The 15,588-nt window shown below is 45.5% G+C and carries 12 protein-coding genes and 1 riboswitch; of the genes, 8 read left to right on the forward strand and 4 right to left on the reverse strand.

From position 1 onward, the window contains the following. Together AC3RCI_RS14515 and AC3RCI_RS14520 are read left to right on the forward strand one after the other, a co-directional pair. The gene (locus AC3RCI_RS14515; RefSeq protein WP_492529686.1) at positions 1–1,095 is read left to right on the forward strand and encodes a GerAB/ArcD/ProY family transporter; all 1,095 of its coding nucleotides are present in this window, start codon (positions 1–3) and stop codon (positions 1,093–1,095) included. Further along, the gene (locus AC3RCI_RS14520; protein ID WP_492529688.1) at positions 1,092–2,219 is read left to right on the forward strand and encodes a Ger(x)C family spore germination protein; all 1,128 of its coding nucleotides are present in this window, start codon (positions 1,092–1,094) and stop codon (positions 2,217–2,219) included. The genes AC3RCI_RS14515 and AC3RCI_RS14520 overlap by 4 nt, the downstream gene beginning before the upstream one ends. A 560-nt stretch (positions 2,220–2,779) precedes the next feature. On the opposite strand, the gene AC3RCI_RS14525 is transcribed toward AC3RCI_RS14520, so the two are convergent. The 3 genes from AC3RCI_RS14525 to AC3RCI_RS14535 all read right to left on the reverse strand — a co-directional run bounded on the left by AC3RCI_RS14525 (position 2,780) and on the right by AC3RCI_RS14535 (position 6,279). Continuing rightward, the gene (locus AC3RCI_RS14525) at positions 2,780–4,276 is read right to left on the reverse strand and encodes an amidase (RefSeq protein WP_492529690.1); all 1,497 of its coding nucleotides are present in this window, start codon (positions 4,274–4,276) and stop codon (positions 2,780–2,782) included. A 141-nt stretch (positions 4,277–4,417) separates the two neighbouring features. Then, positions 4,418–5,398 (reverse strand): EamA family transporter, encoded by a 981-nt coding sequence (locus AC3RCI_RS14530; RefSeq protein ID WP_154893098.1) that lies wholly within the window; start codon positions 5,396–5,398, stop codon positions 4,418–4,420. Between the two features lie 144 nt (positions 5,399–5,542). After that, positions 5,543–5,693: riboswitch (FMN riboswitch) on the reverse strand. A gap of 82 nt (positions 5,694–5,775) precedes the next feature. After that, a complete protein-coding gene (locus tag AC3RCI_RS14535; RefSeq protein ID WP_492529692.1) occupies positions 5,776–6,279 on the reverse strand; it encodes a DinB family protein in 504 nt (167 codons plus the stop codon). 162 nt (positions 6,280–6,441) lie between these two features. On the opposite strand from AC3RCI_RS14535, the gene AC3RCI_RS14540 reads away from it, so the two are divergent. The 6 genes from AC3RCI_RS14540 to AC3RCI_RS14565 all read left to right on the forward strand — a co-directional run bounded on the left by AC3RCI_RS14540 (position 6,442) and on the right by AC3RCI_RS14565 (position 14,268). Further along, positions 6,442–7,014: a CGNR zinc finger domain-containing protein gene (locus AC3RCI_RS14540; protein WP_492529694.1), complete on the forward strand. Its 573-nt coding sequence runs from the start codon at positions 6,442–6,444 to the stop codon at positions 7,012–7,014. 174 nt (positions 7,015–7,188) lie between these two features. Then, a complete protein-coding gene (locus AC3RCI_RS14545; protein ID WP_492529696.1) occupies positions 7,189–8,562 on the forward strand; it encodes an amidohydrolase family protein in 1,374 nt (457 codons plus the stop codon). 653 nt (positions 8,563–9,215) lie between these two features. Next, positions 9,216–10,667, forward strand: a complete 1,452-nt coding sequence (gene bcaP / locus AC3RCI_RS14550; RefSeq protein ID WP_492529698.1) for a branched-chain amino acid transporter BcaP — start codon at positions 9,216–9,218, stop codon at positions 10,665–10,667. Between the two features lie 265 nt (positions 10,668–10,932). After that, complete coding sequence (locus tag AC3RCI_RS14555) at positions 10,933–12,006, forward strand: hypothetical protein (RefSeq protein WP_492529700.1); 1,074 nt, start codon at positions 10,933–10,935, stop codon at positions 12,004–12,006. Positions 12,007–12,094: 88 nt separating this feature from the next. Continuing rightward, complete coding sequence (locus AC3RCI_RS14560) at positions 12,095–13,039, forward strand: tyrosine-type recombinase/integrase (RefSeq protein ID WP_492529702.1); 945 nt, start codon at positions 12,095–12,097, stop codon at positions 13,037–13,039. A 14-nt stretch (positions 13,040–13,053) separates the two neighbouring features. Then, positions 13,054–14,268 (forward strand): chromate transporter, encoded by a 1,215-nt coding sequence (locus AC3RCI_RS14565; RefSeq protein ID WP_492529704.1) that lies wholly within the window; start codon positions 13,054–13,056, stop codon positions 14,266–14,268. Between the two features lie 267 nt (positions 14,269–14,535). Here the strand turns inward: AC3RCI_RS14565 and AC3RCI_RS14570 are convergent, their stop codons facing one another. Beyond that, positions 14,536–15,465 carry an L-lactate dehydrogenase gene (locus AC3RCI_RS14570; protein ID WP_127535696.1) on the reverse strand — a complete coding sequence of 310 codons (930 nt, stop codon included), beginning with the start codon at positions 15,463–15,465 and terminating at the stop codon, positions 14,536–14,538. Positions 15,466–15,588 lie beyond the last annotated feature (123 nt).

The raw sequence follows: 15,588 nt of genomic DNA on the forward strand, positions 1-15,588 counted from the left end.
ATGAAGACATATCGCCCGATAACGACGCTGCAATTCATCCTTATCATCTCTACTTTCCAGATCAGTGTTGCCTTCCTGGCTCTTCCAAAAGAGCTTGCAAGACATGCTGGAACGGATGGTTGGATGACCGTCTTTTTAGGATGGGGGCTCGCGATGTTAGCCTCTATGGCAATGGTGAAATTAATGACCCATAATCCAGACAGTACAATACTTGAATTAGTTCAGCGTTATATGGGCCGATGGGCGGCAAAACTGGTTACTTTTCTATTTATGATTTATTTTTTGCTGCTCGCATATGATGGTTACGCGGTTGCTACGCTGGTCATTAAACTCTGGTTGCTGCCGACGACATTAATTTATATTCTGGCCTTGCTGCTTCTGATTCCCACCTATCAGATTGCGCAGCATGGATTTCAGGTGATCGGGCGGTACACCGAAATTGTTTCGATGCTCTCCATATGGATTCCCCTGGTTTATGTGTCAACGCTGGATCGTGCTCATTGGCTTTATTTGCTTCCACTATTTAAAGAGGGTTGGCTTCCCATATTTACTTCCATAAAAATCATGATCTATCCCTTGCTGGGCATTGGACTGGTTTTATTTCTGTACCCTCATTTAGTGAAAAAGGAAAAGGCTATGACGGCTATGTTAATCTCCAATTCCCTTACTTGCCTGGCATATTTGGGGATCACCATTATTTGCTTTGTTTATTTTAGTCCTGATGAGATCGGAGAATACAATGATCCAGTGATCAGTATTTTGAAGTCTATTGAATTTCAATTTATCGAACGGGTCGAAGTGTTGTTTATTGCATTTTATATGTTTATCTTCTCATGTATATGGATTCCCTCCATGCACATTGTTTCCAGATGCTCTGCCACATTACTGGGAAAAGGTAAGGACAATATTCACCTTGCTGCATGGTGTATTCTCATGGCAATCAGCTTTTTCATCTATCGTCCCAGTTTCATGGCAGCTACACAAATTAACAATTCACTCAATCTTATCGGATTTGTGATGGAATTCGTATTACCTGCAGCCATTCTTTTGTATGTCGTTATTTTCAACAAATGGAAGGGAGGGAAACGAACATGAAATGGATAAAAAAATTGGGTGTTTTTATTGCAGTTTGCATATGGTTGTGTGCAATTACAGGGTGCGGAAGTGGCAAAACCAACTTGGAAGATGCTACCGTTCCATTGGCATTGGGCTTGGATGTCGAAGACCAAAAGCTCCATTATTATGTCTCCGCGCCTGTATTCAGCAAAGACATTCAAAAGAAAAGCCGTGAAGCGGAAGGGTTAGCTGAGGGATTAAGATCGTCCAAGAATCAGCAGGATGCTCAATTTCCAGGTTCGGTAGGAGGACGGAATTTTCAGGTCATTGTGGTAGGGAAAGAATTACTTAAATACAAGGATTGGTTTAAAGTATTGGATGTTACCTTCCGTGATCCCCGGAATACAATTACCGACAGGATCATCGCAGTTGATGGTCCAGTTTCGGATATTTTTAACTTCCAATCGAAGGATCAGCCGCCAATACTCATCTTTTTAAAAGCGATTGTCGAATCAGGAAGCAAAATTTCGACTACGGTCTCAACAACTGCGCAAGAGCTTCATCGACAATTGTATGACCGGGCGATGACCCCTGCTATCTCGGAAATTAAGATTGAGAATAACAAGATCATGCTTAAAGGAACGACTCTCCTTTCACAGCAAGCCCAATACCGAACTTCACTTACCTATCAGGAGACTTCACTTCTTCAGATTTTGAAAAAGGAGGCGGGACCCGGTATCAATCTCACTTTTCCTGTGGATAAACTACAACAAACGGTTCCGTATAATATAGATAAAGTAAGTTTTACTCTAGGAGGCACCTCAGTAAAGATTAAATCTTCTCATGAGAACGGGAAATTTCGATATAAGGTAAAAGTAAAATCAATTATTGCCATCACGGAAAAGTTTCTTGAGTTTGAACTCCAGGATAATTTCAATGACATGGAAAAAAAATTGAGCGAGGGAATGGAAGTTGCGATTGAGAAGCTCATTGAAAAATGCCAACACTATGAAATAGACCCTGTTGGTTTTGGATTCTATGCCCGGGCATATCAGTACCCGTTGTACAAGGAAGTGCAGGACAATTGGGGAAAAGAGCTATCCCGTGCTCAGTTTGATGTCGAAGTTGATCTTCGGATCGCTGCCACCGGGGCAGTAGAGTAATCTATTAATAACTTGCTAGTGCGCGGTAATAACCACTATAAATAATGTCCTGATTAGTAGGTATACATGTTTCGGGTAAGGCTTGCTGCACAGGGAAATATGATATCGAGAATCCTCACTCAAGAGGCTTGGTACTTACACAGCATATTCATGCTCTCGCTAACGATGGATCAAGTCCATTCCTATGTTTATGGAATACCGCAATATTTGCTCGTTCTTCTGGTGGTTAGGTGATTGGGATGGAGATGAAAATCTACTTTCAGAGGAACAACTAAACGCAATTGATAATGTCGTTAAGCTCATTGAACGAGACGTACCTTTTGACGGATGTGAACATTAAAATTTAAGAAATTCTCATTAAGTTACGTAGTAAATACTATGTAAACCAACTGGGTGCGAAAATGGATACCTTAACTAGGTGTGCGTAATTCGGATCTGAAAATTGAACACACTTGCATAACGCAATGCTATTGTTACCAAAGTCGAACACACAACTAACTCCGTGACTCTTGATTTACTCAATTGGTCAGGGAGTTAGATTGTTGTCCTTTTTCTTTAACTTAGAAAGGGAAAAGCGGGTTTCCGCTCATTCCGATCCACAGTCCGGAAGCTTCCAATTGGCCAGCCAGATGGAGCAGCCAGTCTTCACGCCCTTTGGTTGCCATCACTTGCACGCCCATCGGCAAGCCATCCGCTGTGAGGTGCAGCGGAACACTCATTGCAGGCTGGCCTGTCAGGTTGGCGAGTTGGGTGAAAGGAGTGTAGGTGAGACTTGGTTCAAACATTTCATAAATCAATTGCTGCTGATGCACCTTATCCAATTCGCTAATCTGCATCAGATGCTGAATCTGCTCCTCATGAGGAGTTAGCTCTCCAACCTTTGGTGCAGGAAAGGCATTAACCGGTGTGATATAGAAGTCGTATCGCTCGAAGAGCGTAGACATCTGTGCGGCAGCCACGTCCCATTCGGCAAGACTGTGAACGAATTCTGCAGCCGATACCTTTTTGCCTGCCTCAGCCAGCACCCAGGATTCAATCTCCATATCGCCGGAAGTCAAAGATCGGCCCATAGCATGCTCCATGGAGGCGATCATCGCCGCCATTTCACCGCTGTTCATCATATAATAGTTCTCCATTAACCGAACACCGTTGACCGGACTCAATTTTTCCTCCACGTGATGACCTTGTTCCTCCAGCCACCGAACCAGCTTGTACACTGCTTCCTTCGCATCCTCACTAACCGGGGTGCCTACAGGTGAATCTGTGGTATAAGCGATCTTTAGTTTGCGTTGGTGCGGATAGTTCATATCGGCCAAGTAACTGCCCGGAAAGAGCGGGGCATGAAATGCGGCTTCAGGCTGAATGACCTGCAGGGTATCCAGTAAGGCGGCACTGTCTCGCACAGTCCGGGACAGCGCGAAGTCGATGGATGCACCTTGCCATTGACGGCCTATACCTGGACCAACAGGAGTCCGTCCCCGAGTAGGTTTTAGTCCGAATAAACCGCTGAAGGAGGCTGGAATCCGGATCGAACCCCCGCCATCACTGGCTCCGGCCATGGGTACGATACCCGAAGCAACAGCTGCAGCTGCACCGCCGCTTGAACCTCCGGGTGAATGATTCGTATTCCATGGATTACGACTCGGACCATGAAGACGTGGCTCAGTAATATTTTTGAGGCCAAATTCCGGTGTGTTCGTGTGTCCAATGATAACGAAGCCTGCATCCCGGAGTTTGGATACAAAGTTAGAGTTGCGCAAAGCTCGATGATCCTTGAGAAGGCGGGAACCGGAAGTCAGAATTTCCCCCTCCAGCGATTGCGAGATGTCTTTGAGGAGCAATGGAACGCCTGCAAAAGGCTGCTCACCAGGACGAACATAGCCGGCTTCCTCACGTGCGCGTGTTTCATATGTACGAATGACCGCATTAAGCTGCGGATTAACTTCTTCTAGGCGAGCGTAGGCCGCTTCCAGCAATTCAACGGGGGAAACCTCCCGTGAGCGAACCAGTTCAGCCAGACCTATGGCATCATAGGACGTATATGAAAATGAAGACATGACGATCGTTCCTCTCCGAAAATATGAAATAGTATAAATACCTGTCCATATGTCATCGTACCACTGGAATTATAAAAAGACAAAAGGCACTGCCGATCCAGAAGGATGTGCAGTGCCTTTAAGATATAAATAAGATCTTTCTTACTCTGTCCGAAGCTTAGGAGCTGCGTCAGCAGCTGTGGTAGATCGTTCCTGCTGTTTGGATATAGCGAACAAAGCAATCCAGATGAGAATGAATCCAAGCAGCTGTTCCCATGTGATGAGCGTTCGGAATGCAATCCAGTTCACAAGAACACCCGCCATTGGGAAGCTCAGCTCAGCCAGTGTGGCTACGGAAGCTTTGGTGGTCGAGAGACCTTTATAGTATAACAATAGACTCAGTAAGCCTGGCAGTAGCGCCTGCCCCAGAATGTTGAGCGCAACAGCTGCCTGTTCTCCTGCACCGGATGGTAAGGTCCACGCTGCGCCTTCGTTCCAGGTCATGAAGATCAGCAAGGGCAGAGCTACGACAAAGCGAAGGGAGGTGACCGTTTCATAACGGGTTTGCCCCAGCATCAGTCGGCCCATCACCGTAGAGCCTCCCCATAAGGCAGCAGCGCCAAGTGACAACAGGCTGCCCGCATGAATCCAATTGTTCCAGTTTCCAAGCGGAAGAGTAAATCCAAAAGTAAGCAGATAAGTTCCGATAAGAGCAACAACAAATAACCAGCCGAAGCGGCGCGGCAGTGTTTCCTTCAGTAAGATCTTAGCTAAAACAATCGCGAAGATGGGCTGCATTTTTTGCAGCAATAAAACGGTATTCGGATCATTGTGTGTCAGTGCGAGCGTGAATAATACCGTTGCCAGTGCAGAGCCACCCCATGAGATAAAGATAACGGCGATCCAGTGACGGGCTCGCAGATGTTTCAGGTCGGCGCGGAATTTCCATAAGACGGGTATAGCGACCAAGCTCACGATAATATGTTCCACCAGTACAATTTGAGTAGAGGTCATGGTTTGCAGCAAAATGATGCGGAACAATGGATCTACGCCCCATAGGGCAGCACCGAGAACAACGAGCCAAAATCCGGTATTGCTTCGTTCCTTGCGATAAACTGTTGATGCATGCTGTGTCTTTTCCATATTCAGGACTCCTTCGTCAGAACACGGAATCTTCAGTTGGCAAAATCGACAAAAGCCCCCGTTTTGGCATACACCAAATAAACGGGGGCTCATCCATGAACATATCGTCAGGAAAGAAACCTTCCCATAGGCGGTATGTCATGTGTTGATCTTCTCTCATCCGGACTGTACCGTCGGCCTTGGAGTCACACCAAGTCAGTCGCTGTTGTCCTAAGCAGTCAACAGCGAGTCGCGGGCTGGTTCCAACTGGAACATCACCGCCGGTCGGGAATTGCACCCTACCCCGAAGATCCTATTCAATTTATAGGTTATAGTACAAGTTGTAACATTAATAAGTTCATCTTATTCCTGTAAGCGCTAGCAGTTCAAGCATTTTTTTAGAAAATGATGTTCCAGCTTCCTTGCTGCCTGCGAAGAAGTACAATCTGACCCGCGTGATATGCGTCGTGAAGAACCCAGCGGGCAAGCGTTTGAGCCCAGTTCTGTTCGGAATCCAAATAGGCTTCTTCAAGTCTGGAATCCTGCAACGTAACCAGGTTATTGTGCAACTGCTCTGCAAGCTTAGTGGTTCGCTCTACAAGTTGGCTCCAGCCAACCTGGTCCAAGGGGTCACCGGGTTTGCCAAACGTAGCTTCATTCGATTCAGCAGCAGGTGTAGATGGAGCCCGATCTTGAAGACGCTCTAAAATCCGCTCGTTGTAATAATACATATGATTGACCAGCTGCCATATGCTTAGTCCTCCTGAAGGAGGGATCCAAGCTGCTTGCTCTGCGGTCAGCCCTTCAATCGCCTTCGACAAAGGGACGATCCAGTTACATTGATCCCAAGTATCTTCTTTTTGAATAACCAACACATCTAATGCAGTTGTAACAGACGTCATTTTTAAAATTCATTCCTCTCTTGTGGAACTCATCTCATGACTTGCGTCTTCATGCTTGTAACTAGCTAATATGGTTTGAAATGGTTACAATTAATATAACACAATTCAAAAGAAAGTAACCATCTTTTATGAATTTAGATAGTTACAATGCCGGAGGTATAGATGGATAGATTATGGACAGATTTTGTAAATAGCGACTATCATGATTGGCGCGGCGGGGATCGATCTGAAGACAGACTGGGAAAAGCAGGCTGGCAGCAGGATTTCTTGAATCGTTGGCAATTAGAAGCACAAGTTTCGGCATCGACTGAAGAGGAATCCGCTATGAGAATCTTTAGAGATAAGTTACAGTCTCTGGCTATCCGTTTGTCAGCGGGAACGCCCCTAACGGAGAAGGATCAAGCATGGTTAAATGACTCTATGCGGTGTGGTGGGGTAATCAGACAACTAATTGCAGAGGGTCAAAGACTGGATGTTAAGCTGGTTCCCATCCATGCGCATTGGTTTCAGGTGATGGCAGAAGTCGCTGCTGACTTTGCAATTACACTGGTGGAGGGCGATGGAAAGAGAATTCGATGCTGTGACAACCCGGACTGCCGCTGGATCTTCTATGACGATACTCGCAGTAGGACACAGAAATATTGCGATGATAAAATGTGCGGGAATCTAATGAAGGTGAGACGTTTTCGAGCGAAACGTAAGCTGGAATCCAACGGAGATAAGAATGAAGTTTAACGATGTAAGAATAGTCATCACTATAGATAGGAGTTTGGTGTCCATAATTGATAAATATTAACACCTGATATATAATGTATATATACTAGCGAAAATATAGTCATAAATCATATGTAAGGACAAGCAATGCGGATCAGATCATTTTACAAACCATTACGATTGGAGAGGTGTCTCATGGGGACAGGTTATCTATTGAAAAACGGTTGTGTATTATCGATGGATGCTCGTATTGGTCAGTTTAACAGGGCAGATGTACTTATTCAGGACTCTTTGATTGCAGCCGTTCAACCGAATATCATGGTGTCCGATGCAGATGTTGTGGTGATCGACGCATCAGACATGATTGTCATGCCGGGATTGGTGGATACACACCGGCATATGTGGGAATCTCTTGTGAAAACAGCTGGAACGAACTGGTCGCTGCCCGTGTATTTGCAAAATCTGTACTATGGTGCCATGGGAAGCAAGCTTCGACCACAGGACAGCTACATTGCCAATCTTCTAGGTTCTTTGGAAGCGCTTAACGCGGGTGTGACGACGGTACTTGATTGGAGCATGCCATATTCACCTGATCATACCGATGGACTTATTCGTGGGCTGCAGGATGCAGGGATCCGAGCTGTCTTTGCTCACGGTGTTCCAGGGGAAACCGCCTATTGGAATCGGGAAAGTACCCTTTCATACCCGGAGAATATCAGAGGGGTGAAGGAGCGTTATTTCTCCTCTAGTGACCAATTGGTCACGTATGGACTAGCTATTCGCGGCCCAGAGTTTAGCCACTGGGATACAACGGTGCAAGACATTCAGCTCGCAGAAGAACTGGATGCAATTTGTTCAATGCATGTCGGGTTTGGCAGCTGGGGATCTGCAGACCGTTCCATTAGCCGAATGTACGAGGCAGGGCTGCTTACCCCGCGTATTAATGTCGTTCACGGCAATACGATGGGCATGGACGAATTCAAAATGCTGGCAGACACGGGAGCCTCTTTGTCAGTTACGCCTGAAGTAGAGATGATGATGGGTCATGGCTATCCTGCTACAGGATATTTTCTAGAACATGGGGGTACGCCAACGCTTGGCGTGGATGTGGTGACTTCGACAGGTGGAGATATGTTTTCACAGATGAAATTTGCGTTGCAAGCTGAGCGTTCCAGAACGAACGAGTTATTGCTGGCGCAAGGTGAAATGCCGGGAGAGCTGAGTTTACAATCGAGTCAGGTACTGCGGTTTGCAACTTCGGCCGGTGCACAGGCTTTAGGGCTGGAGCGGAAAACAGGTTCAGTTACACCGGGAAAAGAAGCCGATTTGATTATGATTCGCACAACCGATCTGAATTTGTTCCCCGTTCACGATCCGATCGGTGCTGTTGTGCAATTCGCCAATCCATCCAATGTGGACACGGTTTTTGTTGCAGGAAAACTTGTGAAGCAAAATGGTAAGCTGCTGCATGTGAACCTGGACGACATTCGAAGCCAAGCGATGGAAAGTAAGGAATATTTATTAACCCAGTATCAGATGTCTGATGCGGATCGGATTGTGTTTTCTTAAAGGTTTCAAAACCAATCGTGGTTAAAGCAAGGGTTGTTGCCAAATAACAAGAACAGTTTCTACGGGTATAAAAAATGTGATTGAAACCAATGGACAGGATTTGAGCTGGGAGTAAAGCTCGTATAAATCTTTGGCCGAGAGACACCTGTATGACATAAGGAATATATTGCATTGAAAGGAGCCGCTAAATGTAGCGGCTTTTTTCTATATCTAAACAATAAGAAGTCGACTATCGACGAGAGTAGGGGGAGACGTAACCTTCAGACGAATTTTGGCGCGAAGTGACAGCGGAAAAAGACGAAAAAATTCTTTATTTATGTAAATGCTCATAACAACGGGTTAAAGTGATTTAAAGGCATATGAAAAGCACTAAAAAAACTGCGCATAATATAAATTATACGCAGTTTTGTTTTAAATCGATTTTCATTTAACGACCTATCCAACAGTTCATGATATTATTCGACTCAAAAGAACAAAATAGTAAAGTGATGAAAAAATAAATTTAGCATAGCAACGCGACAACGTGTAGAATACGCTAGATTTTTGTAGGTGATCGGTAATATAGAACAAACGACTTTTTTATAGAACAGATCGAGATGAAGCAGCTTGGAAGGTATACTTCATTCTACGTTTGTAATGAGAGGAACATGTTTATGTCAGAGAATCAGAAACGATCTTCGCTGCTTCGGAAAAAGCCAATTGCCTTCGAAGAAGAAAATAGTGCGTTAAAAAGGGCGCTAGGTCCTTTGGACTTAACAACGCTTGGAGTAGGAGCAATTATCGGTACAGGGATTTTTGTATTAACAGGAGTCGCGGCGGCAAATTATGCTGGTCCTGGATTGGTGCTCTCTTTTTTGCTTGCAGGCATCATCTGTGCATTCGCTGCACTATGCTATTCCGAATTCGCATCCAGCGTACCTGCTTCAGGGAGTGCATACACGTATAGTTACACTGCTTTTGGTGAAGTCATTGCTTGGATTCTAGGCTGGGATCTGATTCTGGAGTATGGATTCGCCAGCGCGGCCGTGGCCAGCGGGTGGTCCGGTTATTTTCAGTCGCTGCTGTCAGGCTTCGGATTACAGCTGCCGCATGCACTCAGCAGTGCATACAATCCTGAAAAGGGGACCTATTTCGATGTTACCGCAGCAGCCATTACGTTACTGATCACCTTTCTGCTCACCCGTGGAGTCAAGGAGGCGGCCCGTGCCAATGGCATTATGGTTGCGATCAAAATTATTGTTGTGCTGATTTTTATCGGAGTGGGCGTGTTTTATGTACAGCCTTCCAATTGGCAGCCGTTTTTGCCGTTTGGCATCTCAGGAGTAACCGCTGGTGCGGCGACGGTCTTTTTTGCCTATATTGGATTTGATGCGGTTTCCACGGCAGCGGAGGAAGTGAAACGACCTCAGCGCGACTTGCCGATAGGCATTATTGCTTCCTTGGCGATCTGCACCGTGCTGTATATCGTTGTATCCTTGATTTTGACAGGCATCGTGCCTTTCCACATGCTGAATGTTAGTGATCCAGTTGCTTTTGCGTTTGAATTCGTGAATCTGCATGGGCTGTCCTGGATTGTGGCTCTTGGTGCAATCACCGGGATAACAACCGTTCTGCTCGTTATGATGTATGGGCAGACCCGTCTATTGTATTCCATGTCACGTGACGGATTGCTCTCCCCGGTATTCTCAAAAATCAGTGGTAAAAGTCAAACACCGGCGACAGGTACATGGATGGCAGGTATCATCATTGCGCTATTCTCGGGGTTCATCTCACTCGGTCATCTAGCTGAGCTTACCAACATCGGTACTTTGTTTGCATTCGCAGTTGTAAGTCTGGGCATTATCGTTCTGCGAAAAAACAACCCTGATCTCAAACGCGGCTTCAAGGTGCCTTTTGTTCCATGGATTCCGATACTGAGTGCAATCGGTTGTGTATATCTGATGACCCGTCTAGCTGCTCTGACATGGATTACGTTTTTCGCTTGGTTGGTTATCGGTCTGATCATTTACTTCATGTATGGACGTCACTACAGTTACCTGAATCCTCTTCGGAGAGGATTCAAAGCTGTTGATCAACAGCCTTCGAAGTCAAAGGGAAACAAATAATAATATATATTGGCTATGTTTCACTAGATATTCCTGATGCAATCACTACCCCATACTGCCTAGCTTACACTAGAGCAATATGGGGTTTTCCATATAAAGTGAAGGGAGAAATAAAAAAAGAAAGTTGGCTTTAGACCTATATTCGGGTATCTATTAAAGTGCATGTCCATACTCGACTATACCCAGCTCAGGGTTGCGGTCAGTTCAAATATGACATATATTGAGGGATGTGACATGCCATCAGACATAGGAGAGGGGATGTATCATGAACACATCAATACATACGAATCAGCTTCATCTGAATCCGAATTTCGGGTTTGCACTAGCAGACTCTGTCGTACTTGCAGAGGCAAAAGTGAATATCTCACATCCTGAGGGAAAAAATGCCTCGCAGCTGGAAATGGACCCGGATCGCAAGCTGAAAGATGGACGCAAAGTATCCGTTATTGCACAGCAGCTTGATGCGCCGATTCACAGGGATGACGCTGCGATCATATATGGTCAGGAGCTGGGTTTCGTTCAATATCCTGTTTCTTTGAAATCTGAAAGCACGATTTTCTTAGATTCCATAGAAGGGATCGAGCAACCTATACCGTGGGGATGGACCGATTTTGCAGAGGGTGATTACGAGCTTCGGATTTCATTGCACCTGAAAACGCCCCGGATTGCCGAAGGTCCTCTGGAACCTGAACAAAAGGCTATGGTAAAATACGCTCAGGTCATTACGGTATTATTGAATTTGTTTCCAGCAGAAGCAATTCCGCATTCATCTGCCGTTTCATCTACATGGAGCAGAGATCATCATGTATTTGACGGGTATGGCAGTGGTGGATTTATATTGGCGGATCTGCCGCGCATGTCAGAACGAGTGGAAGAGCTGATTGGTTCTGGTGATCATAACTTGATTGAACAATTCGGTGAGGGTGACCTTTCGGACACTTTATTGGAAGAAGGACTGATGGTTATGGCGTGGGGCGTATCTCCGTGGTGTTACTCAATCTACTCCGCACCCGACAAGCAATCGGCTTCCATACTTGCAGTGGACAAGCTTGGTGAGGAGCCTGAGTTCAGCGGGGTTTACCGGATTGCACCAGCTGTACAGCAGTTAAGCATCGTACCTGCTCATGAACTGGCCAACTGGCCAGCATGTGCCACGAAGGATTGGCCCGTGATCGATGTATCAGGAGAAGGGGAGACTTTGCATATGGACCTGTATGTACAGATCTGCGAATCGGTTAACGGTTTGTATGAAAATCCGCTGCCATCCTTTGTGCTAACACGCAGCGAAGGTCGTCCGAAGGAGATTAGCCCACTTATTGATGTCGTCATTGTTGATTAAATGAAACGGAGTTTATTTCAAGAACATGAAGTGAGCGAAATGGCTCGCCTTACTTATACACTAGAATGAATCGTGGTGACGAATACCGATGATAAGCGAAGAAATTCAGGAGCAATATGCTGATGAGCTTGAAGCTTTTCACATATGGATGAAAGACGCCGGTTACACGGGACACACTGTAAAATCATATACAGGTGACGTCGCCGAATTTCTACTTTCTATTCAAGGAAAGTCGCTGGAGCAGGTGAAAAAGCTGCATGTCTTATCATTTCTGTCACGTGCCCGCGAACGTGGAGTTAGTGATGCGACAAGAAATCGCAAACATGCTGCGGTAAATTGCTTCTTCAAGTCGCTAATTGAATTGGAAGTGTTAACGAATAATCCTGCGTCAGGAATCAAAAAATCCAAAACCGAGAAAAATCGGGCCCCCGTCTTTCTGGATGAGAGCGGTCTGGAACGATTCCTGCAATCGGTAGAAGGAAAGTACCGTACACGTAATCTTGCGATCTTTCTGTTAATGGGTTATATGGGATTGCGGGTTGGTGAAGTCCATGCGCTCAACTGTAAAGACTATAATGCGGAGCGGCGCACGCTCGACGTCTTCGGTAAAGGCCGTAAATGGCGTACACTCCCTGTTCCGGAGATGGTTGCTGAGCTGTTAACATTAGCTGTAGAAGAGAGATTATCTCCATGGCGGGCGAAGGAAGAAGCTTTGTTTGTTTCGCAAAAAGGGAAGCGATTATCCATTCGCAGTATTCAGCTCATATCGACGGAAACCTTCGAACGTTTTCAACTGGAGTCTCCGACTCATCAGCGTTTCCACTATTCTAGCCATAAGCTGAGACACTCATTCGCAACCATGATGCTGCGGCGCGGTGCCGACCTGCGTACGGTTCAGGAATTGCTCGGTCACGCATCGATTCAAACCACAACCGTTTATACGCACGTTACCAGCCGGGAGAAGGAAGAGGCAATGGCTCTGCTGGACGTCAAACTTCCGGAGTTTATGGTGTCTCAACCACTCTATGATTAGGAGAGATGTGCGGAATGGGAGGGAAGAAAAATACCCCAACGATGGACGAGCCACAAGAAAAAACAGCCTCTCTTTGGGAAGTGCTCCTGGTGTCAACTAAACTGGGATTGACTTCCTTTGGAGGACCTACTGCACATTTGGGTTATTTTCACAATGAATACGTACGCAAGCGACAATGGATGGATGAGCGAAGTTATGCGGATCTTGTGGCACTGTGTCAGTTCCTTCCTGGGCCAGCCAGTAGTCAGGTTGGTATTGGAATTGGTGTAATTCGGGCAGGTATTATTGGAGGGCTGATTGCATGGATCGGTTTTACACTTCCTTCAGTAATTGCTCTGGTGTTGTTTGCTTTACTGTTGAAAGAATATGATGTAGGCAATGCCGGATGGCTTAACGGATTAAAGATTGTAGCTGTCACGATCGTCGCTCAAGCGATACTGGGATTGGGCCAAAAATTAACGCCTGATAAGAAGAGGGTTACGCTTGCTGTGCTGACAGCAACAGTTGCTTTATTATGGACAGCTGTATACAGTCAATTCGTTCTTATTTTGTCAGCAGGATTGATTGGTTTGTGGTTGTATAGGAAATCATCTGCTCCGCAGGTTCCTGATCTTGTTGTCCCGATAAGTCGAACGGTCGCCGTACTTTGTTTGACTACTTTTGTTGGTCTGTTCATAGCACTGCCGATATTGCATCAGGTTATGGGGATTCAGTGGTTAGCCTTATTCGATTATATGTACAGATCGGGATCGCTGGTTTTTGGCGGAGGGCATGTGGTTCTGCCACTTCTGGAGCAGGAATTGGTTCCCCGGGGAATGTTGTCAAAAGATGATTTTCTGGCTGGGTATGGCGCAACGCAGGCCGTACCAGGACCGCTGTTCACTTTTGCTGCTTATCTCGGAGCAATCACAATGGGTATATCAGGGGCGATTGTTGCTACGATAGCCATTTTTTTACCGGCTTTTTTACTCATCATAGGCACGCTTCCTTTTTGGAGTTTCCTCCGCAAAAATCAACACATGCAAGCGGCACTGACTGGAATTAACGCAGCGGTGGTTGGTATTCTGCTGGCAGCGCTATATCAACCTTTATGGACGACAGCCGTCAAGACAACTGCTGATTTTTCGTTGGTATGCATTCTATTTATCATGCTTGTTTTCTGGAAGTGTCCACCGTGGTTCATTGTCATTACCGGAATTATAGGTGGTATGTTAATTGAACTATTATAGAAAGAACCAACGATTCCTTGGATTCATTGGTTCTTTTTTTGTTATGAGGCGATTAGATAAAGTGGAAATTATAGAAATCTGCTTATTTTCTGATTTGTAGAGAGATACATGGAACAATAAAAAAATATACATAATAAATGTTATGTAAACTAAAATGAAGTGTCGGACTTCGTTCAGGCCACTACTCATTAATTCATACGAAAGAACCATCCGAATCAGCATGATATGCGATCCAGATGGTCCTTTGGTTATATTAAAATAATGACATTATTCCAATCCTGCAATCTGTTCCTTTAATTTGTTTGCTGAAGCCTGGAAAGCGACTTTCTCTGTCTCATTCAGTGGAAGCGGTAATATTTCACGTACTCCGTTGCGATCCACCACACATGGAACTCCGAGATAAACATCGGAAACGCCATTGTAGTCCTCCAGCAATGTAGATACGTTTAGGACCGATCCTTCATTGCCCAAAATGGCTGCTACAATACGATCCAAAGCAAGTGCGATTGCATAGGAAGTGGCTCCTTTGGCATTAATAATCTCATAAGCCGCATTTTTGGTGCGATCAAAGATATCCTGCTGCGTTTCCTCGTCGAGATCCAGATCTGTTCCCGCCACGTTGGCTAAACTCCATACAGGTACTTCGGAATCACCATGTTCCCCAATGATGTGTGCATGAATACTGCGGGGATCAATGCCTTTGTTTTTACCAATCAGGTAGCGGAAGCGGGCGCTGTCAAGCAAGGTACCGGAGCCAATCACCCGTGAAGCAGGCCAGCCGCTCTGTTTCCAGGACGTATAAGATAATATGTCTACAGGATTGGTGGCTATGAGCAAAATGCCATGAGAGTTCACTTCGGTAATACGTTCAATGATATCTTTGAATATGCTGGCATTTTTCTTCAGCAGATCAATGCGGGTTTCACCAGGCTTCTGGGAGGCCCCGGCTGTAATGATAATGATGTCCGCGTCTTTGCAGTCCGAGTAGTCACCAGCCCATACTTTGACGCCTCCGGTAAATGGAAGCCCGTGGTTCATATCCAGCATTTCACCTGTAGCCTTATCATGATTCACATCCACAAATACCAACTCGGATGAGCGCTGTCTTAACATCAGCGTATATCCCGTTGTTGTTCCCACCGCGCCCATGCCAATAATGACTACGCGACTCGGCTTGAGCAAAGCACTGTTTACCATGTTCATATCCTCTCCTTTATGGGTAGACTTCCATCCATATTAAGGTATAAATGTTTGAAAAGAAAGTGATGTCTATAAAATATTTCACTTTCGTTGTCTGTTTAAGGAAGATTGAGTCGAAAG

Source organism: Paenibacillus sp. MT124 (assembly GCF_058792755.1).

Bases quoted from the DNA above. Each gene is read 5' to 3' on its own strand.
- AC3RCI_RS14530 (WP_154893098.1), bottom strand. From the start codon at position 5,398: ATGGAAAAGACACAGCATGCATCAACAGTTTATCGCAAGGAACGAAGC.
- AC3RCI_RS14520 (WP_492529688.1), top strand. From the start codon at position 1,092: ATGAAATGGATAAAAAAATTGGGTGTTTTTATTGCAGTTTGCATATGG.
- AC3RCI_RS14515 (WP_492529686.1), top strand. From the start codon at position 1: ATGAAGACATATCGCCCGATAACGACGCTGCAATTCATCCTTATCATC.
- AC3RCI_RS14535 (WP_492529692.1), bottom strand. From the start codon at position 6,279: ATGACGTCTGTTACAACTGCATTAGATGTGTTGGTTATTCAAAAAGAA.
- AC3RCI_RS14565 (WP_492529704.1), top strand. From the start codon at position 13,054: ATGGGAGGGAAGAAAAATACCCCAACGATGGACGAGCCACAAGAAAAA.
- AC3RCI_RS14560 (WP_492529702.1), top strand. From the start codon at position 12,095: ATGATAAGCGAAGAAATTCAGGAGCAATATGCTGATGAGCTTGAAGCT.
- bcaP (WP_492529698.1), top strand. From the start codon at position 9,216: ATGTCAGAGAATCAGAAACGATCTTCGCTGCTTCGGAAAAAGCCAATT.
- AC3RCI_RS14540 (WP_492529694.1), top strand. From the start codon at position 6,442: ATGGATAGATTATGGACAGATTTTGTAAATAGCGACTATCATGATTGG.
- AC3RCI_RS14525 (WP_492529690.1), bottom strand. From the start codon at position 4,276: ATGTCTTCATTTTCATATACGTCCTATGATGCCATAGGTCTGGCTGAA.
- AC3RCI_RS14545 (WP_492529696.1), top strand. From the start codon at position 7,189: ATGGGGACAGGTTATCTATTGAAAAACGGTTGTGTATTATCGATGGAT.
- AC3RCI_RS14570 (WP_127535696.1), bottom strand. From the start codon at position 15,465: ATGGTAAACAGTGCTTTGCTCAAGCCGAGTCGCGTAGTCATTATTGGC.
- AC3RCI_RS14555 (WP_492529700.1), top strand. From the start codon at position 10,933: ATGAACACATCAATACATACGAATCAGCTTCATCTGAATCCGAATTTC.